21 protein-coding genes are annotated in these 23085 nt (G+C 60.9%); 10 read left to right on the plus strand and 11 right to left on the minus strand.

Annotation, left to right across the window (positions count from 1 at the left end; genetic code table 11):
- Positions 1-3: 3 nt before the first annotated feature.
- From AB5Y83_RS00460 to AB5Y83_RS00470, 3 genes are read right to left on the minus strand one after another with little or no spacing between them, the layout of a single operon-like run.
- Positions 4-474: a DUF6691 family protein gene (locus tag AB5Y83_RS00460; RefSeq protein WP_368174493.1), complete on the minus strand. Its 471-nt coding sequence runs from the start codon at positions 472-474 to the stop codon at positions 4-6.
- Positions 475-487: 13 nt separating this feature from the next.
- A complete protein-coding gene (locus tag AB5Y83_RS00465) occupies positions 488-901 on the minus strand; it encodes a YeeE/YedE family protein (protein ID WP_041202268.1) in 414 nt (137 codons plus the stop codon).
- Positions 901-1215 (minus strand): helix-turn-helix transcriptional regulator, encoded by a 315-nt coding sequence (locus tag AB5Y83_RS00470; protein WP_005338008.1) that lies wholly within the window; start codon positions 1213-1215, stop codon positions 901-903. Before AB5Y83_RS00470 ends, AB5Y83_RS00465 begins: the two co-directional genes overlap by 1 nt.
- A gap of 88 nt (positions 1216-1303) precedes the next feature.
- Here AB5Y83_RS00470 and AB5Y83_RS00475 point away from each other — a divergent pair, with 88 nt between their 5' ends.
- The 5 genes from AB5Y83_RS00475 (at position 1304) to AB5Y83_RS00495 (ending at position 4547) form a co-directional block, all read left to right on the plus strand.
- Positions 1304-1489, plus strand: coding sequence for a DUF2892 domain-containing protein (locus AB5Y83_RS00475; protein ID WP_005344304.1), 186 nt, complete (start codon positions 1304-1306; stop codon positions 1487-1489).
- A gap of 54 nt (positions 1490-1543) precedes the next feature.
- The gene (locus tag AB5Y83_RS00480; RefSeq protein WP_368174494.1) at positions 1544-1720 is read left to right on the plus strand and encodes an FAD-dependent oxidoreductase; all 177 of its coding nucleotides are present in this window, start codon (positions 1544-1546) and stop codon (positions 1718-1720) included.
- Positions 1721-1738: 18 nt separating this feature from the next.
- Positions 1739-2815, plus strand: a complete 1077-nt coding sequence (locus tag AB5Y83_RS00485) for an NAD(P)/FAD-dependent oxidoreductase (RefSeq protein WP_368174495.1) — start codon at positions 1739-1741, stop codon at positions 2813-2815.
- Between the two features lie 380 nt (positions 2816-3195).
- A complete protein-coding gene (locus AB5Y83_RS00490; protein ID WP_005359258.1) occupies positions 3196-3600 on the plus strand; it encodes a hypothetical protein in 405 nt (134 codons plus the stop codon).
- 218 nt (positions 3601-3818) lie between these two features.
- The gene (locus tag AB5Y83_RS00495) at positions 3819-4547 is read left to right on the plus strand and encodes an MgtC/SapB family protein (protein ID WP_064338374.1); all 729 of its coding nucleotides are present in this window, start codon (positions 3819-3821) and stop codon (positions 4545-4547) included.
- 90 nt (positions 4548-4637) lie between these two features.
- Here AB5Y83_RS00495 and AB5Y83_RS00500 read toward each other — a convergent pair whose 3' ends face one another.
- From AB5Y83_RS00500 to grpE, 8 genes are all read right to left on the minus strand, one after another.
- Positions 4638-5648 carry a LacI family DNA-binding transcriptional regulator gene (locus AB5Y83_RS00500; RefSeq protein WP_201942162.1) on the minus strand — a complete coding sequence of 337 codons (1011 nt, stop codon included), beginning with the start codon at positions 5646-5648 and terminating at the stop codon, positions 4638-4640.
- Positions 5649-5675: 27 nt separating this feature from the next.
- Positions 5676-7091: a glycoside hydrolase family 32 protein gene (locus AB5Y83_RS00505; protein ID WP_368174496.1), complete on the minus strand. Its 1416-nt coding sequence runs from the start codon at positions 7089-7091 to the stop codon at positions 5676-5678.
- Complete coding sequence (locus tag AB5Y83_RS00510) at positions 7091-8455, minus strand: sucrose-specific PTS transporter subunit IIBC (RefSeq protein ID WP_042657031.1); 1365 nt, start codon at positions 8453-8455, stop codon at positions 7091-7093. Before AB5Y83_RS00510 ends, AB5Y83_RS00505 begins: the two co-directional genes overlap by 1 nt.
- 83 nt (positions 8456-8538) lie before the next feature.
- On the minus strand, positions 8539-9495 hold the full coding sequence (locus AB5Y83_RS00515; protein WP_368174497.1) for an aminoimidazole riboside kinase: 957 nt from the start codon (positions 9493-9495) through the stop codon (positions 8539-8541).
- Positions 9496-9610: 115 nt separating this feature from the next.
- On the minus strand, positions 9611-11116 hold the full coding sequence (locus tag AB5Y83_RS00520; RefSeq protein ID WP_279487366.1) for a carbohydrate porin: 1506 nt from the start codon (positions 11114-11116) through the stop codon (positions 9611-9613).
- Positions 11117-11380: 264 nt separating this feature from the next.
- Positions 11381-12523, minus strand: a complete 1143-nt coding sequence (dnaJ, locus tag AB5Y83_RS00525) for a molecular chaperone DnaJ (RefSeq protein WP_005338032.1) — start codon at positions 12521-12523, stop codon at positions 11381-11383.
- Between the two features lie 101 nt (positions 12524-12624).
- A complete protein-coding gene (dnaK, locus tag AB5Y83_RS00530; RefSeq protein ID WP_042053028.1) occupies positions 12625-14553 on the minus strand; it encodes a molecular chaperone DnaK in 1929 nt (642 codons plus the stop codon).
- A gap of 298 nt (positions 14554-14851) precedes the next feature.
- The gene (gene grpE / locus AB5Y83_RS00535) at positions 14852-15427 is read right to left on the minus strand and encodes a nucleotide exchange factor GrpE (protein ID WP_005338036.1); all 576 of its coding nucleotides are present in this window, start codon (positions 15425-15427) and stop codon (positions 14852-14854) included.
- 291 nt (positions 15428-15718) lie between these two features.
- On the opposite strand from grpE, the gene nadK reads away from it, so the two are divergent.
- From nadK to AB5Y83_RS00560, 5 genes are all read left to right on the plus strand, one after another.
- Positions 15719-16603, plus strand: a complete 885-nt coding sequence (gene nadK, locus AB5Y83_RS00540; RefSeq protein ID WP_005338038.1) for an NAD(+) kinase — start codon at positions 15719-15721, stop codon at positions 16601-16603.
- Positions 16604-16833: 230 nt separating this feature from the next.
- Positions 16834-18498: a DNA repair protein RecN gene (gene recN / locus AB5Y83_RS00545; RefSeq protein ID WP_368174498.1), complete on the plus strand. Its 1665-nt coding sequence runs from the start codon at positions 16834-16836 to the stop codon at positions 18496-18498.
- A 307-nt stretch (positions 18499-18805) separates the two neighbouring features.
- Complete coding sequence (locus AB5Y83_RS00550) at positions 18806-19696, plus strand: manganese-dependent inorganic pyrophosphatase (RefSeq protein ID WP_005338046.1); 891 nt, start codon at positions 18806-18808, stop codon at positions 19694-19696.
- A gap of 248 nt (positions 19697-19944) precedes the next feature.
- Positions 19945-21108, plus strand: a complete 1164-nt coding sequence (gene macA, locus AB5Y83_RS00555) for a macrolide transporter subunit MacA (protein ID WP_368174499.1) — start codon at positions 19945-19947, stop codon at positions 21106-21108.
- Positions 21105-23084, plus strand: coding sequence for a MacB family efflux pump subunit (locus AB5Y83_RS00560; protein WP_368174500.1), 1980 nt, complete (start codon positions 21105-21107; stop codon positions 23082-23084). The genes macA and AB5Y83_RS00560 overlap by 4 nt, the downstream gene beginning before the upstream one ends.
- Position 23085: the final 1 nt, after the last annotated feature.

Here is a 23085-nt window from a genome sequence, read left to right on the forward strand (position 1 = left end):
GGATCAGGCGGTATGAGACTGGCGCACCTTCCCTTTTCCCCGAGCTGGCGCCTTGGTCAGCACCCTAGCCAGCCCTCTGTCAAACAGCAAGATCCCGGCCACCATGGCCGCTATAAACAACATTATCATGGGCTGCCCGCTGGAAATGAGACTCAGAGCAGGCCCCGGGCAGATACCCACCAATCCCCAGCCGATGCCAAACAGCGCGGCCCCGCCGATCAGCCTGCGCTCCAGCCGAGGGGCTGGTACGGCAACGATGGGCTCCCCCAGCACACTCTGGCGACGGGATTTCACCAGCAAAAAATAACCCGGCATAAAGACCAGCAGGGCCCCTCCCATCACGAAGGCGAGGCTGGGATCCCAGGCCCCGGCCAGATCGAGAAAACCGGTGACCCGGGCGGGATCCATCATGCCGGAGATGGCCATCCCCAGTCCGAACAACACACCCGCAAACAAACTTGTCAGCAACTTCATGGCAATCAGCCCCTTACAGCAGATGATGAGTGACGAAGACGGTGATAAAGCCTGCCGCCATAAAGGTCAGGGTGGCGACGATGGAGCGCAGGGAGAGCCGCCCCATACCACAGATGCCGTGACCGCTGGTGCAGCCATTGCCAAGACGGGTACCGATGCCGACCAGCAGACCGGCCAGCAGCACCACCGGCCAACCAGGCAAGGTGGTGAATGCGGGCATACTGGCCCAACCCAGAGTCAGCGCCAACCAGGCGCCCGCCCCCAGCCCCAGCAGAAACAGCACCCGCCACGGTGCACGGTGTTGCAGCGCACCGGCCAGAATGCCGCTGATGCCGGCCACCCGGCCGTTGAACAACATCAGGATCAGGGCCGACAGCCCCGCCAGCATGCCGCCGCCCAAAGAGAGCAGCCATTGGCTTTCCATCATCAAGATTCCTTATTTTCTGAGTGACAAAAATGGGTTTGCAGCGCGCCCAACACATCGGCGGCAGCCTCGCTCACCAGCGAGTAGTAGATCTGCTGGGAGACCTTGCGCGAACGGATCAGGCCGTAGCGCTTCAATACCGAAAGTTGCTGGGAGAAGGCCGACTGCCCGAGTTGGCTATGGGCCAGCAGCTCCCCGACCCCCTTCTCCCCCTCCACCAGCTGGCAGAGCACCATCAGGCGTTCGGGATGAGCCAACGCCTTGAGCAGGGAGGCGGCGGCTGTCGCATGTCTGTTCATCTCGTCGAATTGGCTCATAAGAGTAAATTAGCAATTGCTGATATTTGTTCTATTGTATAAAACAACACTAAATTAGCAACATCTAAAGTATGGAGGGAGAAAGACCATGACAGTAGATAACGGAGTCAGAATCGTCGCGGGTTGCATGTTGCTGCTCTCGCTGATCCTTACCACCTGGGTTCATCCGGGCTTTGTCTGGTTGAGTGCCTTTGTCGGGGTCAACCTGATCCAGAGCGCATTCACCGGTTTCTGTCCGGCAGCGATGATCCTCAAACGGATAGGATTTAAATAAACGGGTCGGATGACCCGGCTCACATGAGCGTGTAATAAACGCAGGAGGCTGAACATGGCAACGGTAATCGTCATCGGCGCGGGTCTCGGGGGCATGTCTGCCGCCTACGAACTCAAGGCCGAACTGGGCAAGCAGCATGAGGTGATCCTCATCAATGACAAGCCGGACTTTGAATTCACCCCCTCCAACCCCTGGATTGCCGTCCAGTGGCGGGAGCGCAAGGAGACCTAGATCCCCATCGAACCCCATGTGAAGAAAAAGGGGATCCGCTTTATCCATGCCGCCCTGACCGAGCTGCAACCGGCGGCGCAGCAGCTCACCCTCTCCGATGGCCAGACCCTGCGTTACGACTTTCTGGCAATCTGCACCGGCCCGGCCCTCGCCTTTGACGAGGTGACGGGGGCTGGCCCCGAATCCGGTGGCACCACCAGCGTCTGTACCCTCTCCCACGCCGAAGAGTGCCGCCACAGTGTCAGCGCACTGGTCGATGAGCCCGGCCCTGTGATTGTCGGCGCCATGCCGGGCGCCTCCTGCTTCGGCCCCGCCTACGAGTACGCATTCATCCTCGATCGCCACCTGCGCGACAAGAAGGTGAGAAAGAATGTGCCCATGACCTTTGTCACCAGCGAGCCCTACATCGGCCACCTTGGTCTCAACGGCGTGGGGGACTCCAAGGGGATGCTGGAGAGCGAATTGCGGATGCGCGACGTGCAGTGGATCTGCAATGCCCGCACCGTGGCGGCGCAAGATGGCCAGATGACGGTGGAGGAGCTGGACGATGAGGGCAACATCAAGCGCACCCACACCCTGCCCTACAAACACGCCATGATGCTGCCCGCCTTTGTCGGCATTGCGCCGCTGCGGGGCATCGAGGGGCTGGTCAATCCCCGCGGCTTTGTCATCGTCGACGAACACCAGCGCAATCCCGCCTTCCCGCAGATTTACGCCGCCGGTGTCTGCATCGCCATTGCACCGCCGCACAAGACGCCGGTACCGACCGGGGTGCCCAAGACCGGCTATATGATTGAGGCGATGGTGCGCACCCTGAGCCACAACATCAAGGCGGAGCTCAGCGGCCAGCCGCCGGTGACCAAGGCGGTGTGGAATGCCATCTGTCTGGCGGACATGGGGGACACAGGTGCCGCCTTCGTCGCCATGCCGCAGATCCCGCCGCGCAACGTCGCCTGGTTCAAGAAAGGAAAGTGGGTTCATCTAGCCAAGATCGCCTTCGAGAAATACTTCCTGCACAAAATGCAGGTGGGCGATACCGAGCCCATCTACGAGAAACTGATGCTCAAATACCTTGGCATCGACAAGACCGAATGACCCCGCAGACCCGGCCCTCGCCGGGTCTCTTTTTACGGCCCTGCGCGGCAAAACGGGGCTTTCGATTATGTTTCAAGATGTTGCTGCAAGCGGCGCGGGGTTTACCCTGCCTGCCGCCTCGGCTATCATTCGAGCCTCTTATCAATAGCGGAGACCATCAGTGGGCAACTCATCAAGTGACAGTTGTAGACCGACCCTCATCGTCGGTACCAAGGTCGCGAGCTAGCCGCAGGTCTTTCTCTGCCGCATGCTCGCAACCCTGCGAGAAGCGGAAATCCACTCCCCTCTTCTCCCTTTTTACACTTGACGTCTGGCAACCAGAGGCCAACCGCCACGGTCGCCATGCCTGCATAGTTTCTGCTTCCCACAAGGAGGCTGCTATGCGTTTTATCTCAATCAAACCGGCTGCGGATCGCGCGGTCGCAACAGGTTCTGTTGCTACCCGTGCTCACCCCCTGTTGAGCCGGCTCGGCCGTGGCATGCTGCCACGCTGGCTGGGCGGCAAACAGCGTCAGCACCACTACCGGCTGCAGATCCGCTGTGAGGATCGCGCCGATATGGAACAGGTGCTGGATATGGTGAACCACACCCTGCAACCGGCGGGGCTGCAACCGATGCAATCGATGAAGCCGGGTCGCGGCGGCGGGCGAGAGCTGGTGCTCAACCTGCAGTGCACCCCGCCCCAGCGACGCTATCTGGTGCAGTTCGTTCATCAGGTCGGGGTGGCACATCCGGTGCGCTGGCAACTGCGCCCGCGCATCGACTGCGATCCTGAACTCAACTGACCGCACACCTGCGTTAACCACAGTGAAAGGGGCCAGCCACGCTGGCCCCGCTTGTTGCGTCCTCTCCGAGCGTCAGGGCATATGATGATGCTCGCGCCCCGGGACGCCGCGTTTTTGTTTTTCTGCTGGCCATCCGCGCAATCATCCCCTGATCCATCCGCCTCTCGGCGTTTCATCATGGATTGCGCCAAGCCAGCGCTTATCAGAAGGAGTACGCCATGAAGATGTGGCAACAAATTGACATGCTCTCCCTGCTCGACACCCTGGCCAGCCTGCTGCTCGCCTTTGTGCTTGGCAGTCTGGTCGGGCTGGAGCGCCAGTACCGCCAACGTACCGCGGGCCTGCGCACCAACGTGCTGGTCGCCGTAGGGGCCGCCCTGTTCGTCAGTCTGGCCCAGCGTATCTATGACCTGCACGGCGGCAACTACAACGTGGTCCATGTGGTGGCCTATATCGTCTCCGGCATCGGCTTTCTCGGCGCCGGCGTCATCATGCGCGAGTCGGGCAATATCCGCGGCATCAACACCGCCGCCACTCTCTGGGGTGTCGCTGCGGTCGGTGCCGCCTGTGGCGCCGGGCTGGCCATGGAGGCAATTCTGGGCGCCCTGTTCGTGCTCGCCGCCAACACCCTGCTGCGACCGCTGGTCAATCAGATCAACCGCCGCCCGGTGGACAATACCGACACCGAAGTGACCTACAAGGTGACGGCGCTGACCCAGCGCGAACATCAAAAAGAGGTGCTGCACTGGCTCGAAGAGATGCTGGAGCAGGCCAACTACCCCCTGAGCGAGCTCGACATCGAGCCGTTTGGCGAGGGGGATCTGGAGATCTCGGCGGTGCTGCTGGCTACCTCCATCGATGGCGACGAGCTGGATGCCCTGATGGTGAAACTCGGCATCCACCCCCATATCAAGCAGGTGTTCTGGCGCACCAGTACCACCGATTGAGCCGTTGGTCAGAGGAACGAGCAATCCGCCCACAGCAAAAAGCCCCGCCAGCAATGGCGGGGCTTTTTCATATGGATGGGCGAAGAGTGGCTAGCGGCGACTGCGCCAGCGCACCCTGGGGGTGATCACCTGGGCGGTCTGTGCGGGAGGACTGCCCGCTATCAGTTGCTGCATCAGCTCGAAAGCGGCGAGGGCCAGCGCCGGACAATCCTGCGCCACCGAGTCGATGCGCATGGGAATGCAGTCGAGCAGGTCGTGATCATCGAAGGTGCACAGGCGCATGCCCGTCTCCATCAGCCCTGCCTCGTTGAGGTAGCGCAGCACCCCTTCCAGCAAAGTAAAGGAGGCGGTAAAGAGCCCCCTAGGAGGCGCTCCCAGCTCGGCCACCAGCTCAGCCATCAGCTGATAACCGGAGCTCGGCTGATAGTCGCGATGACGCACCCGGGCGGCATCGGCTTCAAAACCGGCACGATGGAGCCCCAGCTCATAGCCCGCCAGCCGGTGACGGCTGGGGGAGAGATCCAGCAAACCGCCGAAGTAGTAGATCTCCTCGCCGCACTCGCTGGCCATGTCCCGCACCAACTCGGCGGTGGCCTTGCAGGCATCGGAGATCACCATGGGCAAGCGCGACTCGCCGATGTGGCGGTCGAGCTGCACCACCGGCAGGCGATCGTGGATGCGGGCATAGATGTCATCGCTGTGGCCGCTGGAGGCGACAATCAGCCCATCTACCTGACGGCTGATGAGGTTGTCCACCACCCGCTGCTCGAGGGCGGGATCATCCTCGGAGCAGGCGATCAGCAGCTGGATGCCCGCCTCCCGGCAGTGGGCCTCGAGGGCGCGGGCGATGCGGGCAAAACCGAAGTTGGTGAGATCGGGGATCACCAGCCCCCAGGTGTAGCTGCGGGTCTCACGCAGGGAGCGGGCGTGAAAGCTCGGCAGGTAGTGACACTCCTCCGCCACTGCCTGAATGCGCTTGCGGGTATCGTCGGCAATGCGGTACTCCGCACTCTTCCCGTTGAGCACCAGACTGGCGGTCGCCTTGGACACCCCCGCCAGTTCGGCGATCTGGGCAATCGTGATCCGTTTCTTCTTCTCCACCTGGCCTCCCGGCTGACTAGAACCGGGCTATTGTACTAGGCACGCCGACAGCGGCCAGTGATTGAGGCAAATTTTGCAGCCATCATCGCCGTTACCTGATGAAAGTTGCGGCTTTTCCCCGGGGAAGTAGCGCGCCGACAGGCTGTGACGCCCCTCATCGATGAAACACTCCAGACTGGAGCGATCACACAGCACGGTGATCCGCCCGCCAGCCCATGGGCTGCTGCGGGTCTCCCACGCTCCGATCTGCCAGTTCTGACGCCGCAAAATGAGGCGCCCCGGCTGCCACACCAGCTCGGCCACGGCACCGAACCAGAGACTCCCCTCACCGCAAAGATCCAGATCGAGCCAGGCCGAGTCGATGGCCACCCCCGGAAATTCGCCGAGCGTCCCCTCGAAACGGGTCAACTCTCCCTTCAATGCCGCAAGCTCCGCCACCGGCCGCTGGCAGAGCCACTCATCCTGCCAGAACAGCTCCCGCGGGCAGCTCATCTGGTGGATCCAGCCATAGGGGATGGTGGGCTGGCTCATCTCGTTCTCCTCCGGCAGTCCCAGCCAGCCAATCAGCAAGCGGCGCCCCTGACTGTCTCGGGTGGTTTGCGGTGCATAGAACTCGAAGCCCCGGTCCAGCTCGTGGAAAGCCCCGTGCTCGAAGCGCTCGCCGTCGAAGTTGCCAGCCAGCCAGCCGCACTGGTAGAGGTTGCGATAGTCCTCGCCTGCCGGGACAATCCCCTGCGGGCAGCTGATCAGCACATGGCGCTCCCCCAGCGGGAAGAGATCCGGGCACTCCCACATATAGCCAAACTCACCCAGCCCCCCGTGCCCACTGCCGGCGATGGGGCCCACCCGCTGCCAGCTTTGCAGGGTGTCGCCGCGATAGAGCAGCACTTCCCCCTTGTCATCCAGGGTGCGGGCTCCCAGCACCATCAGCCACTGTTTACCGTCGTGCCACACCTTGGGGTCGCGCACATGGCCGCTGTAGCCTGCGGGCAGATCCAACACGGGCCCCAGCTTCTCGAAGCCTCCCTCACTGTCGGCGCGGGCCAGACACTGATAGGCGGTACGACGGCCATCCGGGTATTTGACATTGCCGGTGTAGATAAGGGTCAGACGCCCCTGCTCGTCGCTCACCGCAGAGCCCGAATAGCAGCCGTGGCTCTCATAGGCTTCGGTGGGCAACAGCGCCACCGGCTCGTGCTGCCAATGCAGCAGATCGGTGGAGGTGACATGGCCCCAGCCCTTGTTGCGATGCTCGCAGCCCAGCGGATTCCACTGGTAGAAGAGGTGGTAGCGCCCGTCGTACTCGATAAAACCGTTGGGATCGTTAAGCAGCCCCACCGGGGCTGCCAGATGCCAGCGGGGCCGATGGGGATCGGCCGCCGCCTTGAGCTGTCCGGCCAGCAACGACCGGACAATCTGGTTGAGAAGATCGCTTTCCTTCATCACTCCACCTTGTACTTGAGCAGGTAGGATGCGGCGAAGGCGGCGCCAAAGGCGATCACCAACCCGATGATGTAATGAATAAGGCTCATCGGCTGGACGATGGCCATGCCGGGAATACCGGTCAGCCCCACCGCCGTCATCCCCACCTTGGCCGCCACCACGTAGGCGCCGCCGCAGGCCCCGCCAAACAGACCGGCGAGGAAGGGTTTGATGTAGCGCAGGTTGACGCCAAAGATCGCCGCTTCCGTGATACCCAGCAGGCACGACATGGCCGCCGGCACGGTAATGGCCTTGATCTTCACATCGCGGGTCTTGAAGTAGACCGCGAGGCAAGCCCCCCCCTGTGCCACGTTGGCCATGGCCCAGATGGGCAACAGGAAGTTGACGCCAATTTGCGGATTGGCCAGCAATCCCGCCTCGATGGCATGGAAGCTGTGATGAATGCCGGTGATGACGATAAGCGAGTAAGTGCCACCAAACACCAGCCCCGCCAACCAGCCAGCCTGCTCATAGAGGGCGCTCAGACCGAACGAGATGCCATCCCCCAATACCCGACCCGCCGGGCCGATAAAGAGCAGCGCCACGAAACCAGTGATGATGACGGTGAGGAACGGCGTGAGGATCAGATCCAGCGCATCCGGGATGCGCTTGCGCAGCTGTTTCTCCAGATGGGACATAAACCAGACCGCCAACAGTACCGGGAAGACGGTGCCCTGATAGCCGATCATGGCCACATCCAGTCCGAAGAAATCCATGGTCTTGAAGCCACCGGCCACGCCCCAGGCGTTGGTCAGCGCCGGGTGGGTGAGGATGCCGCCAAGGGTCGCCCCGAGATACGGATTGCCGCCAAACTCCCGCGCCGCCGTAAAGCCGATCAGAATGGGCAATATGATAAATGCCGCCGAGCTGAACATATCGAGCATCACAAACAGGGCGCTGTCGGCATTGACCCAACCGTAGGTGCGCACCATGCCGAGCAGCCCCATCAGCAAGCCCGAGGCGACGATGGCCGGAATGATCGGCACGAAGATGTTGGAGAGGGTTCGCGCCAACCGCTGGGCCACGTTGAGCTTGGCCGCCGCCATGTCGGTCAGCTCCGCCTTGCTGGCGGTGCCGGTACCGGTCAGCGCCACAAACTCCGCATAGACCTTGTTGACCAGACCGGTGCCGAAGATCACCTGAATTTGGCCCGCGTTGCTAAAGCACCCCTTGACCCCCTCCAGCTTGTCGATGGCGGCCTTGTTTACCTTGCTGTCATCGGCCAGCACCAACCGCAGCCGGGTGGCGCAGTGGGCAGCGCTGACGATATTCTCCTTGCCCCCGAGCAGGGGCACCAGATCCTTGGCTATCGCACTGATATTCATATTCTTCCTCTTATGACCCGCCACGCTGGCGGGCCCTTGTCACATGAGAGTAGGGGCTGTCGAGCCGGGCTTCTAGCCTCAGCTCAACAGCCGCTTGCGTCTGATCGCAAAAAGGCATCCAGTTCGGAGCGTGTCGGCAGCGCCGTCATGGCCCCCTTGGCGGTGGTGGCGAGCGCCCCGCAGCCGTGAGCCTGAGCCAGAATGGCGGGCAACTCGGCCAGCGTCGGCAGCGACGAGCGCCCGGCCAGCGCCGCCAGCAGACCGGCGACGAAGGCATCCCCCGCCCCCGTGGTGTCGATGGGCGTCACTTTCTGCCCCACCCACTCCAGCAGCTCGCCACCCAGACGCGCCACCACCCCGGCCGCCCCTCTGGTCACCAGCACCAGCGCCGGGCCAGAGAGAGTGGCGAGCCCGGCGGCCAGATCATCCTCACCGCTCAGCAGTTGCAGCTCCTCGATGGAGAGCTTGACCACATCCGCCTGTGCAATTGCCTGACGCACCAGCGGCAGCATCTCGGCGGGGTTGCCCCACACCTCGGGGCGCAGGTTGGGGTCGAAGCAGACCCGCCCGCCAGCCGCCTTGATGGCCGCCATGGCCTGCAGGCAGCTGGTGCGTACCGGCTCGTTGGCGAGCGCGATGGAGCAGGTGAGCAGCCACTGATCGGCATCGAAGCGGGGCAACTCATCCGGGGTGAGGAACTGGTCGGCACTGGGGCGCACCATAAAGGTGAAGCTGCGCTCCCCCTCATCATCCAGTGCCACCAGCACGGTAGAGGTGCGATGGTCAGGATCGAGCCGTAGCGCACCGATATCCACCCCCTCCCCGCTCAGGGTGTCGGCCATAAAGCGGCCGAACGGGTCAGCACCAACCCGGCCGATAAAGGCCGCATCGCCGCCCAGCCGTGCCACGCCAACCGCCACATTGGCGGGCGCGCCACCCGGACACTTGAGGTAGTGCAACGCCCCTTCCGGGATCAAGTCCACCACTGCATCCCCCATTACCCACACACGATTCGTCACCTTGCTACTCCACTGCTGCATCGGATCCACGGTCAAACCCGAACTCTGTTCTGTTGGCTGGCATTATCAGCTAAACCGTTTTAGCCAACCAACAGATCTCGGCACCGGCTGCCATTTTTGTGATCGGGATAACGAACTAGAACCAGGTTTCCATCTGTACGCCAAAGTTCCACTCGCCACCGGCGGTGAAGTTGCTCTGGCCCATGGCATCGTCGCTGGCGTAGTTGTCGAGCTCGGAGGACCAGTCCATCCAGCTGGCGAACACCCTAAGCTCAGGCCGCTCGAAGAAGCCGGCGGTCTGCGCCTTGAAGGTGGGGGCAAAGGTGAGCTTGGTGAAGTTGCCGTTCACCGCCTGGCGTCCCTTGTAGCCCTTGGGGTCGAGATCCATGTACTGCCAGGCTGCCTCGTAGACCAGCTCGACGTTCTGGCTCAGCACCTGCGCCACCCGGGTATTGAAGGTGAGCCAGCGGTACTCGTCTCCTTTCACGTAGCGATCCTGACTCTGCTCGGCCAGCAGGGCCGGGGCAAAACGCCAGCGCGGATTAAGATCGGTAGCGCCAAACACGGCGACCCGCACCGCATCGGCGTCCGGCAACAGCTCGCTGTCAGAGCCCAGCCCCTTGACCTCGGCCCCCAACCCATGACCGTACAGCACCGCTGCCTTGGCAAAACCGGGGTTGAGGCCAAAAAAGCTCTCGCCGTGGTAGGCCAGCAGGGTGTGTGCCCCCTTGTCCGCCGCCTCGCTGCCCGCCCCCTTGTCATTGATGCGGGCGTCATTGTCCTTGGCCGAGAGGCCGTTCACCATCCACTGCCAGTTACCGACGCGGTTGTTCATGGTGAGGATGTAGCTCTCGATATCGGAGAGACCGCTGGCGCTGATGTCGCCGTAATCGCGGCCATAGAGGGAGAAGTTGGCCTTCCAGCTATCGGCAAGCTGCACGTCGTAGACGCCGCCGCCGGTACCGGCCAGGAACACCACGTCGGAGTCGAGCCAGTGGATGTCGAAGTTGTCGCGGTCAAAGCGCTTGCCCGCCCACAGCACCGCATTCTTGAACGGGCCGTCGAAGCTCGCCAGATTGCCGATCTCGGCAAACACCTGACGGGTGTTGAGGCTCGAATCACTGGCGGTCCAGTCGTTGCTGGTCTCCACCCCGTCTGCCAGCATCAGCTTGTAGCGGGCCCAGCTGCCATCCTCGAAGGTCTGGGTCTTCAGCAAGTTGGCCTCCATGTAGGTGTCATCCTCGTTGCCAAGGCGACCCACTGCCCCGCCCACCGAACCGGCTGGGGTGAGGTAGGGGCCGCCGCGCCCGCCGTTACCATTGCTGTTGACCAAGAGGCCCGAGCGAGCGTAACCATGAAACTCGAAACCCTGGGCGCCTGCTGTCTTCTCATCCACCTTCTGGCTGCGGTTGTCAGCCACCTGCGCCTGCTCGCTGGCCGCGCTCGCCTTCACTTCCGCCTGACTGGCACGGCTCTCTGCCGCCTCGGCTCTCGCTTCGGCCGCCTGCACCCGTGCCTCCAGCGCCGCCAGTCTGGCCTCGACACTCTCACCTGCGATACTCGCCTGCGCCGCCCACAGCGGGCTGCTCATCCCCAATCCCAGCGCTACCGCCAGCGCCAACTTGCTCTTGAACATCATCATCTTCCTCACCTGTCATCTGTGGCCCGGACGGGCGCTGTTGTTATCGACAGATGGAGCATAGCTAAACCGCTTTAGCTAACTCAATACAGCAACTAAACCGTTTCAGCAACAGTGTGAGCGGGATAACATTTGTACAGCAGGAATTGGCGGGAGTTGTGAGGAGGATCCCTCATCAGGATCCACTCAATAGGGCGGATCCTGGCGAAACGGCGGGCAAAAAAAGAGCCGGCACAAGGCCGGCTCTGTTTATTCGGGTCGCTGAAATCAGCTGGTCAGATCGTCGAAGAAGCGTTTCACCCCTTCGAAGAAGCCTTCCGATTTCGGCTTGTGGGTCTTGGCAGCGGCACCGCTGAACGACTCGTCCAGCTGGCGCAACAGCTCTTTCTGCTGCTCGGTGAGGTTGACCGGCGTCTCGATCACCACCTTGCACATCAGATCCCCTACCTGACCGGAGCGCACGGACTTGACGCCCTTGCCGCGCATGCGGAACATCTTGCCGGTCTGGGTCTCCGGAGTGACCTTCAGCTTGACGCGGCCATCCAGGGTCGGCACTTCAATCTCGCCACCCAGCGCAGCTGCGGTGAAGCTGATGGGCACTTCGCAGTAGAGGTTGTTGCCGTCACGCACGAAGATCTCGTGCTCTTTGACGTGCACCTGTACGTAGAGATCCCCTGCCGGAGCCCCTGCCTCCCCTGCCTCCCCTTCGCCGGAGAGACGGATGCGATCGCCGGTATCGACGCCCGCCGGAATTTTCACCGACAGGGTCTTGGTCCGCTGGTAGCGACCTTCACCGTGGCACTTGCGGCACGGATCCTTGATGATCTTGCCGCGGCCGTGACAGTGCGGACATGCCTGCTGTACCGCGAAGAAGCCCTGACGCATCTGCACCTGGCCGGAGCCGTGGCAGGTCGGGCAGGTCTGGGCACTGCTGCCGGTGTGGGCACCGGAGCCGTTACAGACTTCGCAGTGAACCAGAGTCGGCACCTTGATCTCCTTGGAGACCCCGCGCACCGCCTCTTCCAGCGTCAGCTCCATGGTGTAACGCAGGTCGGAGCCACGGGCAGGGCCACGACGGGCACCACCACGGCCACCGCCGAAGATGTCACCGAATACGTCACCAAACATGTCGGCGAAGTCGGCACCGCCGCCAAAGCCACCGTGGCCACCGCCACCCTGGCTCGGGTCGACACCGGCATGGCCATACTGGTCGTAACGGGCACGCAGGTTGGCATCGGTCAGGACCTCGTAGGCTTCCTTGACCTCTTTGAACTTCTCTTCGGATGCGGCATCACCCTGATTACGATCCGGGTGATACTTCATGGCCAGGCGCTTGTACGCCTTCTTGATCTCGCGATCGTCGGCATCTTTCGCCACACCCAGTACTTCGTAGAAATCGCGCTTCGACATACTCATCCTGTGGTTACGCAGACGGGCGTTGGTTACCCAACGCCCGTGAATTCATTGACCAAGCCGATGGGCGAAGCGGACTTCGCCCATCTGGGTAGGGCTTACTTCTTGTCGTCTTTCACTTCTTCGAACTCGGCGTCGACTACGTCGTCGTCAGCCTTGGCAGAAGAGGAGGACTGACCGGCATCAGCACCGGCTGCACCCTGGGCCTGAGCCTGCTGCTGGGCAATTTCCATCAGCTTCTGGGATGCTTCCAGCAGAGCCTGCTGTTTGGCTTCGATAGCAGCCTTGTCGTCACCCTTGATGGCAACTTCCAGCTCGCTCAGAGCAGCTTCGATCTTGGTCTTGTCGTCGGCAGGCAGGGCTTCACCGGCTTCGGTGATCTGCTTGCGTACGGAGTGGACCAGACCATCAGCCTGGTTGCGAGCCTGTACCAGCTCTTCAAACTTCTTGTCCTCGGCCGCGTTGGCTTCGGCTTCACGTACCATGCGCTCGATCTCGTCATCAGACAGACCAGAGGAAGCCTGGATGGTGATCTTCTGCTCTTTGTTGGTCTCTTTGTCTTTCGCAGAGACGTGCAGGATACCGTTGGCATCGATGTCGAAGGTCACTTCGATCTGCGGCAGACCACGCGGAGCCGGACGGATGCCTTCCAGGTTGAACTGGCCCAGAGACTTGTTGTCGCTGGCGCGCTTGCGCTCACCCTGCAGCACGTGAATGGTCACGGCAGACTGGTTGTCTTCGGCAGTGGAGAACACCTGGGACTTCTTGGTCGGGATGGTGGTGTTCTTCTCGATCAGCGCAGTCATCACGCTGCCCATGGTTTCGATACCCAGAGAGAGCGGGGTAACGTCCAGCAGCAGTACGTCGGTCTTGTCACCGGACAGTACGGCACCCTGGATGGCAGCACCCATGGCCACGGCTTCGTCCGGGTTGACGTCTTTACGCGGCTCTTTGCCAAAGAACTCGGCAACGGTCTTCTGAACCAGCGGCATACGGGTCTGACCACCAACCAGGATCACGTCGTCGATCTCGCCAACTGCCAGACCGGAGTCTTTCAGGGCAACACGAACCGGCTCCAGAGAGTCCTTCACCATGTCTTCTACCAGGGATTCCAGCTTGGCGCGGGTTACCTTGATGTTCATGTGCTTCGGACCGGTGGCATCGGCAGTGATGTACGGCAGGTTGACGTCGGTCTGCTGGGCAGAAGAGAGCTCGATCTTGGCTTTCTCGGCGGCATCTTTCAGACGCTGCAGAGCCAGCTGGTCGTTGCGCAGGTCGATGCCCTGCTCACGCTTGAACTCGTCAACCAGGTAGTTGATAACGCGGTTGTCGAAGTCTTCACCACCCAGGTGGGTGTTACCATTGGTCGCCAGTACTTCGAAGGTGGTTTCGCCTTCGACTTCGTCGATCTCGATGATGGAGATATCGAAAGTACCGCCACCCAGGTCATATACGGCAACCTTGCGCTCGCCCTTGACCTTGTTCACGCCATAAGCGAAAGCAGCAGCAGTCGGCTCGTTGATGATGCGTTTTACATCCAGACCGGCGATGCGACCGGCATCCTTGGTAGCCTGACGCTGGGCGTCGTTGAAGTAGGCCGGAACAGTGATAACTGCTTCGGTTACCGGCTCGCCCAGGTAGTCTTCAGCGGTCTTCTTCATCTTTTTCAGCACTTCGGCAGAGATCTGCGGCGGTGCCATTTTCTTGCCCTTCACTTCAACCCAGGCGTCGCCGTTGTCAGCTTTGGCGATGGCGTACGGCATGATTTTCAGGTCACGCTGCACTTCTTCATCTTCAAAACGACGACCGATCAGACGCTTGATGGCGAACAGGGTGTTTTTCGGGTTGGTGATGGCCTGACGCTTGGCCGGCTGACCAACCAGGATCTCGCCATCATCGGCATAGGCAATGATGGACGGAGTAGTACGATCGCCTTCTGCGTTCTCGATCACGCGAGCAGTGTCGCCATCCAGAATAGCGACGCAGGAGTTGGTAGTACCCAGGTCAATACCGATGATTTTACCCATTTGACGAATCTCCAAATACTTTGAATAAACTGGCGAGGAACTCGCCTTAATGCGTTAACGGCTAGGTGGGGGCTGCCTATCTGGCTTTCAAGCTCCCGGCATCAAATTTTTTGTGCCGCCGCGGCCTTGCTACCTATATGGGGTCGCCAGACGCAGCTTCAAGCCCCAACCCTAAAAAACCACACCCTTTGTCATGGTTGCGCGGTCACGTTGAGCCGTAAAACCGGGCAAGATGAACAGGTGCTGCACTGCGAAACAAAAAGCCCGCCACAGGGCGGGCTCGGGCACCCACAGCCAATCAGTCGACCGCTTTGGCGATCATCACCATGGCCGGACGGATCACCCGACCGTTGAGGTCATAGCCCTTCTGCATCACTGCAATGACGGTGTTCGGCGCCACATCGGCACTCGGTACCATGCTCATCGCCTGATGGGCGTTGGGGTCAAACGGCTGGTTGATCGGGTCGAGCGCTACCAGACCAAACTTGGCCACGCCGCTCTGCATGGATTTGAGGGTCAGCTCGACACCTTCGATCATCGGCTTAAGGGCTTCGTTCTCCTTGTCGGCCAGTTCGATGGCTCGCTCAAGGTTGTCCAGCACCGGCAGCAGTTCATTGGCGAACTTCTCCAGAGCGAATTTGTGCGCCTTCTCCACATCCAGCTCGGTACGACGACGCAGGTTCTCCATCTCGGCGGCGGTACGCAGGGCGCGTTCACGCTCTTCCGCCGCTTTTTGGATGGCGGTTTCCAGCTGCGCTTCCAGTTCGGCAATACGGGCCTGCTCGGCTGTCACTTCACTGTCTACATCGGTCGGCTCGACTGGCTGGGCTTCCACTTGCTCCATCGCTTCAACCTTTTGCTCTTCGTGGTTCATGACATCTCCAATTCCGGGGTTACTTATGAGGGCCCTGACGTCTGGTTGAGCGACCGGACGACAACAGACCGACTATGTTGGCGCTATTATGGGGATGCATCCCCGGCTTTCAAGGGGTAAAGGGCAATCAGGGTTGCTGAATAGCCGCAACCGTCGGTTTATCCGGGTTACCGCTCACCGTTTAACCAGTAGCCTCAAGGGGATAGCCGGCCCCGTCACACGGGAGAGCGTCACAAGCGGAGCAAAGCACTGTATACTGGCCCGCAATACCCATCCCAGATCTGACTGACTATGGATTCTCCGTTCAAAACCATCGCCCTGATTGGCAAACCCCACCATGAGGGGGCCAACCAGACGCTGACCGGCCTGCATCAATACCTGACCGCCCGCGGCTTTCGGGTACTAGTGGAGAGCCGGGTCGCCCAGACCCTGAGCATCCTCGATGAAAACGTGATGGATCTGGTGCAACTGGGCCAGCAGGCCGATCTCGCCATCGTGGTCGGCGGTGACGGCAACATGCTGGGGGCGGCACGGGTGCTGTCGCGCTTCGATGTGGCAGTGATCGGGGTCAACCGGGGTAACCTCGGCTTTCTGACCGACCTCTCGCCGCAAGATTATCTATTGCCGCTGGAGCAGGTGCTCTCCGGTCACTACAAGAGCGAACACCGCTTCCTGCTGGAGGCCTCGGTCTATCGCCACGGCGAGCGCAAGTCGAGCAATCTTGCGGTCAACGAGGCGGTGCTGCACCCGGGCAAGATCGCCCACATGATCGAGTTCGAGGTCTATATCGATGGCAGCTTTATGTATAGCCAGCGTTCGGACGGCATCATAGTCGCCACCCCGACCGGCTCCACCGCCTACTCCCTGTCAGCGGGCGGCGCCATCCTCACCCCCAAGCTCAACGCCATCACGCTGGTGCCCATGTTCCCGCATACCCTCAGCAGTCGCCCCATAGTGCTCGATGCCGACAGCGAAGTACGGCTGCTGGTCTCGCCGGATAATCAGGACGATGCCATGCAGGTCAGCTGTGATGGCCAGGTGACGCTGGCGGTCCACCCAGGGGACGAGATCCTGATCAAGAAGAGCCACCACCAGCTTCATCTGGTGCATCCCCTCGACTACAGCTACTTCCACGTGCTGCGCAACAAGCTCGGCTGGGGCAGCAAGCTGTTTTAATCGGCGCTGACCGACAACGGCATTGCCAGAGAGGGCGCCTGAATTGGCGCCTTTCTCATTTCTGTCGTAGCAACGTCCCCCGCACTCTCATATCAGTACCGCATTTTCATAGCCATACCGCACTGGCGCGGCTTTCCTTTGTTAAAAATGACGGTGCCCTCTTTACTGTATATAAGACCAGTATATACTGGATGCATACACAGTAATGTTGACCTATACAGGATGAGACCATGCTGACCCAGCTGACCGTCAACAACTTCGCCATCGTCAAGTTTCTCGAACTCGATCTGCAACCGGGCATGACCTGCATCACAGGTGAGACCGGTGCCGGTAAATCCATCGCCATCGACGCTCTCGGTCTCTGCCTCGGAGAGCGGGCCGAAGCCGGCATGGTGCGACCCGATAGCGACAAAAGCGAGGTCAGCGCCCGCTTCCTGCTAGACAACAACCCGGCCGCCCGCGCCTGGCTCGCCACCAACGAACTGGAAAACGAAGGTGAGTGTATCGTCCGGCGAGTCATCTCCGCCGAGGGCCGCTCACGCAGCTATATCAACGGCGTGCCCGTCCCCCTCACCCAGCTCAAGAATCTGGGTCAGCTGCTGGTCAACGTACACGGTCAGCATGCCCACCAGATGCTGCTCAAACCCGACTACCAGCTCGCCCTGCTCGACGGCTACGCCGGCCACCATCTGCTGCTCGATGAGGTGCGCCAGCACTATCAGCAGTGGCGTCAACTGCAAAACGAGCTCAACCGGCTCAAGGCCGAGCAGCAGCAGCGGGAGGCCCGTCGCCAACTGATCGAGTATCAGGTGCAGGAGCTGGACGAATTCGCCCTGCAGCCGGGGGAGTTTGAAGAGATAGAGGAGGAGCACCAGCGTCTCGCCAACGGCACCGAGCTGATGCAGGAGTGCGGCGCTTGCCTCGATCTGCTCTATGACAACGAAGAGACCACTATCGCAGGGCTGCTGCAATCGGCCGTCGATCGGGCCGAGGGGCTGGTCAGCATGGACAGCCGCCTCACGCCGGTGCTCGAGATGCTCAACGAAGCCCTGATTGGGGTGCAGGAGAGCCACAGCGAACTGCGTAGCTACCTCGATCGGCTGGAACTGGATCCCGAGCGTTTTAACGAGCTGGAGGCCCGCCTCTCCAAGGCGATCAATCTGGCCCGCAAGCACCATGTCAAACCGGCAGATCTGGCTCAGTACCATCAGGAGCTGGCCTCTGATCTTGCTCGCCTCAACTCCGATGAAGAGCGGTTAGAGGGGATGGAAGATGAGCTGGCCGAGGCCCGTCAGGCTTTTGTCCAGGCCGCCGAAGCCCTGAGTCAGAGCCGTCAGCGTTACGCCCAGGAGCTGGGCGCCAAGGTGACCAGCAGCATGCACGAATTGGCGATGCCCGATGGCCGCTTTGCCATTGAGGTGCGCCCCGATGCCCAGAGCAGCCTCTCTCCGCTGGGTATAGATCAGGTGGAATTTATGGTCACCACCAACCCGGGCCAACCGATCCAGCCGCTTGGCAAGGTGGCCTCAGGCGGTGAACTGTCGCGCATCAGTCTCGCCATCGTGGTGATTAGCGCCCGCAAGATCTCCACTCCGACCCTGATTTTCGATGAGGTGGATGTGGGGATCAGCGGCCCGACTGCCGCCGTGGTGGGTCGCCTGCTGCGCCAGCTCGGCGAGTCCACTCAAGTGATGGTGGTCACTCACTTGCCTCAGGTGGCAGGCAACGGCCACCAGCATATGGTGGTGAGCAAGCATACCGATGGCAAAACCACCGAAACCCAAATGAGTGCCCTTGATGAGACCGCCCGTCTCAATGAGCTGGCACGCCTGCTCGGTGGCGACCAGATCACCGACAACACATTGGCCAATGCCCGCGAGCTGCTGCGTCGCTAAATCAGGCAATAAAGCCCATTTGCAGTGATGGCGACTGATAGCGCTGACCAGACATGCTGACTGCGCAGGCATGGACGAGTGCCATAGCCTGCACAGTCAGCAATAGCCAATAGCCAATAGCCAATAGCCAATAGCCAATAGCCAACTGTGATAACTGAACTCGCGTCAGGATTACCGACCCAGATCAATAAAATGGCGAGTTAGGCGAAGCTGGCAGCAACATGGGCGTGGATCCGGTTGCCTTCATGTAGCGGATTTCGCATAGTGTTGCCCCCCTTTATGGGTATCCAATTGTGAGGCTTTGTCTATGATCCACGTTTTTGGTCACAAGAATCCTGATAGCGACAGTATCTGCAGTGCGCTGGTTATCACCGACTGGCTCAATGGCCAGGGCCGTCAGGCCACCCCATGGCGTCTGGGTGACCTGCGCACCGAAACCCGTTTTATTCTGGAGCAGGCTGGCGTCAGCGAACCCGAGTTGCTGACCAAAGATCTGACCGGTGAAGATGTCTGGCTGGTGGATTTCAGTGATCTGGAACAGGGCCCTGCCACACTGGCACAAGCCAATGTACTGGGCCTGGTGGATCACCACCGTCTCGGCACTCTGGTCACCCAGTCTCCGCTGGATGCATGGATCCGGGCCGTCGGCTGCACCTGCACCATCGCCTTCGATCTGCTGAGCCAGCAAGGCACTGTGACCCGCAGCCAGGCTCGCCTGATGCTGGGTGCCATCATGAGCGACACCCTCTGTCTCACCTCGCCAACCACCACCGAGCAGGACAAGATCGCCTGCGAGCGTCTTGCGCCGCTGGCCGAGGTGTCGCTGGCCGAGTTTGGTCAACAGCTGCTGATGGCGAAAACCGATCTGAGCGGTCTCACTCCTGCGCAGTTGCTGCAGCAGGATGAGAAAGCATTCCAGGCCGAAGGTCTGAACTTCATCATGAGCCAGATTGAAGTGGGCAGCGAACAACAGCTTGCCGACCAGATCGAAACTCTGCAGCAAGAGATGGCACACCGTGTTGAAAGCGAAGGGCTCGACTTCTTCGTGCTGATGGTGACTGACCTGACAGCCGCAGCCAGCCGTATCTACTTTACCGAGCACGCCAAAGTACCGGCCGAGTCCAGCTACCACCCGGGCTTTGTCAGCCGCAAGAAGCAGGGTCTGCCCTGGGTGATGGATCTGCTGGCCAAGGCCTGATCCTCACTCGTCATTACCTATTCCCAAGCCCTGCCACTGCGCAGGGCTTTTTCATCGCAACCGCCAGTCGCACTCCCCCCTCTTGCTGACCATCTTGCTCACCACTGCAGTCTCTCGCTTACTCCTTTCACGGCTTATTGACAGTTAACGCCATAACTTTGCTTACATATTTGCGGCTGTTATTTATCAGGGCTTTGCTGCAGGATAATCGCCGCGCACAATCTTTTCAGTTTCCATTCAGGTGATCGATGAACATAACCCCCAAGCAGAGAACCCTGGCCATCACCATGCTGATCGCCGTGGTGCTCCTCGGCTGGCTGCTCTGGCCCAGTCAACCACCCAAGGCGATGCTGACCGCTCAGGTGACCCGCGAGGATATTGCCCAGACCGTACTGGCCAGTGGTGTGCTGCAGGCCGTGGAGCAGGTGGATGTGGGGGCTCAGGTCTCCGGTCAGGTTACCAAGTTGGCCGTCGAGGCCGGTGATCAGGTCCAACAGGGAGACCTGCTGGCCGAGATCGATCCCCTGATTGCCCAGAACAACCTCAAGACGGCCGAGGCGGAGCTTGCCAGCAACCGCGCCCAGCTCAAGATCAAGCAGGCGCAACTCAAACAGAACGAGCTCGCCTGGCGGCGCCAGCAGCAGATGTTCAAGCAGGAGGCGAGCTCACGAGCCGATCTGGAGAGTGCCGAGGCACTGCTGGCGGTCACCCGCGCCGAGCTGCAAAACAGCCAGGCCAATATCGACAATGCCCTGATCAAGGTTGATCGGGCCAAGACCGAGCTGGGCTACACCAAGATCCTGGCGCCGATGGATGGCACCGTCATCAGCATTGTGACCCGTCAGGGCCAAACCCTGGCTGCCAGCCAGACGGTACCGACCGTACTCAAGCTGGCCAACCTCGAGACCATGACGGTCAAGGCGCAGATCTCCGAAGCCGATGTCACCAAGGTCAAAGCCGGCATGCCGGTCTACTTCACCCTGATCGGCGATCCGGATACCCGCTATCAGGGTACGCTTCGCGCCGTGGAGTTAGCGCCCACTAACATCAACGATCAGGCTGCAACCGGTACCACTACCAGCAATGCGGCCGTTTACTACTACGCCCTGTTCGATGTGCCCAATCCCGACCATACCCTGCGGGTCGCAATGACCACCCAGGTGACCATAGTGCTCGGCGAGCGCAAGCAGGTGCTCACTGTGCCGCAAACCGCTCTCGGCAAGTCGCTGGGTGACAACGAGTATGAAGTCACCGTGATCAAGGACGATGAAACAACCGAAACCCGCCATATCAAGACTGGTATGAAGGATGAGATCCGCATTGAGGTGATCAGCGGGCTGAGCGAGAAGGAGGAGGTGCAGCTCAATCACGGTGCCCCCGCCGACAATGATGAGATGGCGGTGATGCTATGAGTGAGCCCCTGAACCAGCTGCCGTTGATCCAGCTGAAAGGGGTCGAGCGACGCTACCAGAGTGGCGACAGCGAAGTCACCGTGCTCCACCCTCTTGATCTCACCATCTCGGCAGGAGAGATGATCGCCATTGTCGGCGCGTCTGGCTCCGGCAAATCGACCCTGATGAACCTGCTGGGTTGTCTGGATAGCCCGAGCGGCGGCCAGTACCTGTTTCGCGGTCAGGACACCGCCACCATGGATGCGTTGGCGCTGGCCCGACTACGCTGCCACCACTTCGGCTTTATCTTTCAGCGCTACCACCTGCTGCCCCATCTCGATGCCGCCGCCAACGTGGAGATCCCGGCTGTCTATGCCGGTACCAGCCGCCCGGATCGCCAGGCACGTGCGCGTCAGCTGCTGGGCAGACTGGGTCTGGCCGATCGCAGTCACCATACCCCGGGCCAACTCTCTGGCGGTCAGCAGCAGCGGGTCAGTATCGCCCGGGCGCTGGCCAATGGCGGCGAAGTAATCCTCGCCGATGAACCAACCGGCGCACTGGATAGCCAGAGCGGCAAGGAGGTGATGGCGATCCTCAAGGAGCTGCACGCTCAGGGCCACACCATCATTCTGGTCACCCACGATATGAACGTGGCCAGCCATGCCGACCGGATCATCACTCTCAAAGATGGTCGGATTGAACAAGATAGCGGCCCCAGCCAAACGGCCGTGTTGGCTCCAACCACCGCCACAACCACAGCCCCTCAAAAAATAGTGCCCACTAAAGGTGCCATGGGCCACGACTGGGATCGTTATCGGGAAGCGGGACGGATGGCGATCCATGCCATGCTCGCCCACCGGATGCGCACCTTCCTCACCATGCTCGGCATCATCATCGGCATCGCCGCCGTGGTGAGTGTGGTGGCGCTGGGGCAAGGGGCGCGCGCCAAGGTGATCGACCAGATCAATGCGATGGGCACCAACACCATCGAAATCTTCCCGGGTAAAGGATGGGGCGATGAGAAGATGGCCAGCATCCAGACCCTCAACAAGGGGGATCTCGATGCCCTGTTGGGGCAACCCTATCTTGCGGGCGCCAGCCCCGAGATAGGCAGCTCCGCCCAGTTGCGCTATCGCAACAAGACCAACAGCGGCAACGTGACCGGGGTCGGTAACGACTATTTCAAGGTAAAGGGGATGACGCTGGTCAGTGGTCGCTTACTGGAGTGGCAAGATATCCAGCAGCGTGCTGCCGTTGCCGTGGTGGACAAGAAGAGTATCACCAGCCTGCTTGGCAAGGAGGACCCGGTCGGCAAGGTGGTACTGGTCGGCACCTTGCCGGTGCGGATTGTCGGTGTGGTTTCGCAGGAGACCGGCTTCGGCCCCACCAGCCAGTCGGTCAATATCTGGCTACCCTACAGTGCGGTGATGAGTCGCCTCATCTCGCAGCACCACTTCAGCCAGATCACTATACGAGTCAAGGACGGGGTACAACCGGCACTGGCCGAGCAGGCGGTGATCGAGCTGATCACCAAGCGCCACGGGGTGAAGGATTTCTTCACCTTCAGCAGCGACAGCATCATCAAATCGGTGGAAAAAACCACCGCCACCATGACCCTGATGGTCTCGGCCATCGCAGTTATCTCGCTGATCGTCGGTGGGGTGGGCGTGATGAACATCATGCTGGTGTCGGTGGTGGAGCGCACCCGCGAGATCGGCATTCGCATGGCAGTAGGCGCCCGCCAGTCGGATATTCTGCAGCAGTTCCTGATTGAAGCCGTGATGGTGAGCCTGCTGGGAGGGATCTTCGGCGTCGGCCTCTCGCTCGGTATTGGCGCGCTCTTTTCACTGCTGGTGGACTCCATCAAGATGCAGTTCTCGCTCTTCTCCATCCTGATGGCCTTTGGCTGCTCGTCACTCATCGGGATCCTGTTTGGTTACCTGCCGGCACGCAATGCGGCGCGGCTCGACCCTGTTGTCGCACTGGCGAGGGAATAAC

The organism is Aeromonas sp. R5-4, assembly GCF_040908215.1.
Taxonomy (GTDB): Bacteria; Pseudomonadota; Gammaproteobacteria; order Enterobacterales; family Aeromonadaceae; genus Aeromonas; species Aeromonas veronii.

What these genes read in the sequence shown, in the direction of transcription:
- AB5Y83_RS00460 (WP_368174493.1), bottom strand. Translation starts at nt 474, where the DNA reads ATGAAGTTGCTGACAAGTTTGTTTGCGGGTGTGTTGTTCGGACTGGGG.
- AB5Y83_RS00465 (WP_041202268.1), bottom strand. Translation starts at nt 901, where the DNA reads ATGATGGAAAGCCAATGGCTGCTCTCTTTGGGCGGCGGCATGCTGGCG.
- AB5Y83_RS00470 (WP_005338008.1), bottom strand. Translation starts at nt 1,215, where the DNA reads ATGAGCCAATTCGACGAGATGAACAGACATGCGACAGCCGCCGCCTCC.
- AB5Y83_RS00475 (WP_005344304.1), top strand. Translation starts at nt 1,304, where the DNA reads ATGACAGTAGATAACGGAGTCAGAATCGTCGCGGGTTGCATGTTGCTG.
- AB5Y83_RS00480 (WP_368174494.1), top strand. Translation starts at nt 1,544, where the DNA reads ATGGCAACGGTAATCGTCATCGGCGCGGGTCTCGGGGGCATGTCTGCC.
- AB5Y83_RS00490 (WP_005359258.1), top strand. Translation starts at nt 3,196, where the DNA reads ATGCGTTTTATCTCAATCAAACCGGCTGCGGATCGCGCGGTCGCAACA.
- AB5Y83_RS00495 (WP_064338374.1), top strand. Translation starts at nt 3,819, where the DNA reads ATGAAGATGTGGCAACAAATTGACATGCTCTCCCTGCTCGACACCCTG.
- AB5Y83_RS00505 (WP_368174496.1), bottom strand. Translation starts at nt 7,091, where the DNA reads ATGAAGGAAAGCGATCTTCTCAACCAGATTGTCCGGTCGTTGCTGGCC.
- AB5Y83_RS00510 (WP_042657031.1), bottom strand. Translation starts at nt 8,455, where the DNA reads ATGAATATCAGTGCGATAGCCAAGGATCTGGTGCCCCTGCTCGGGGGC.
- AB5Y83_RS00515 (WP_368174497.1), bottom strand. Translation starts at nt 9,495, where the DNA reads ATGCAGCAGTGGAGTAGCAAGGTGACGAATCGTGTGTGGGTAATGGGG.
- AB5Y83_RS00520 (WP_279487366.1), bottom strand. Translation starts at nt 11,116, where the DNA reads ATGATGATGTTCAAGAGCAAGTTGGCGCTGGCGGTAGCGCTGGGATTG.
- dnaJ (WP_005338032.1), bottom strand. Translation starts at nt 12,523, where the DNA reads ATGTCGAAGCGCGATTTCTACGAAGTACTGGGTGTGGCGAAAGATGCC.
- dnaK (WP_042053028.1), bottom strand. Translation starts at nt 14,553, where the DNA reads ATGGGTAAAATCATCGGTATTGACCTGGGTACTACCAACTCCTGCGTC.
- grpE (WP_005338036.1), bottom strand. Translation starts at nt 15,427, where the DNA reads ATGAACCACGAAGAGCAAAAGGTTGAAGCGATGGAGCAAGTGGAAGCC.
- nadK (WP_005338038.1), top strand. Translation starts at nt 15,719, where the DNA reads ATGGATTCTCCGTTCAAAACCATCGCCCTGATTGGCAAACCCCACCAT.
- recN (WP_368174498.1), top strand. Translation starts at nt 16,834, where the DNA reads ATGCTGACCCAGCTGACCGTCAACAACTTCGCCATCGTCAAGTTTCTC.
- AB5Y83_RS00550 (WP_005338046.1), top strand. Translation starts at nt 18,806, where the DNA reads ATGATCCACGTTTTTGGTCACAAGAATCCTGATAGCGACAGTATCTGC.
- macA (WP_368174499.1), top strand. Translation starts at nt 19,945, where the DNA reads ATGAACATAACCCCCAAGCAGAGAACCCTGGCCATCACCATGCTGATC.
- AB5Y83_RS00560 (WP_368174500.1), top strand. Translation starts at nt 21,105, where the DNA reads ATGAGTGAGCCCCTGAACCAGCTGCCGTTGATCCAGCTGAAAGGGGTC.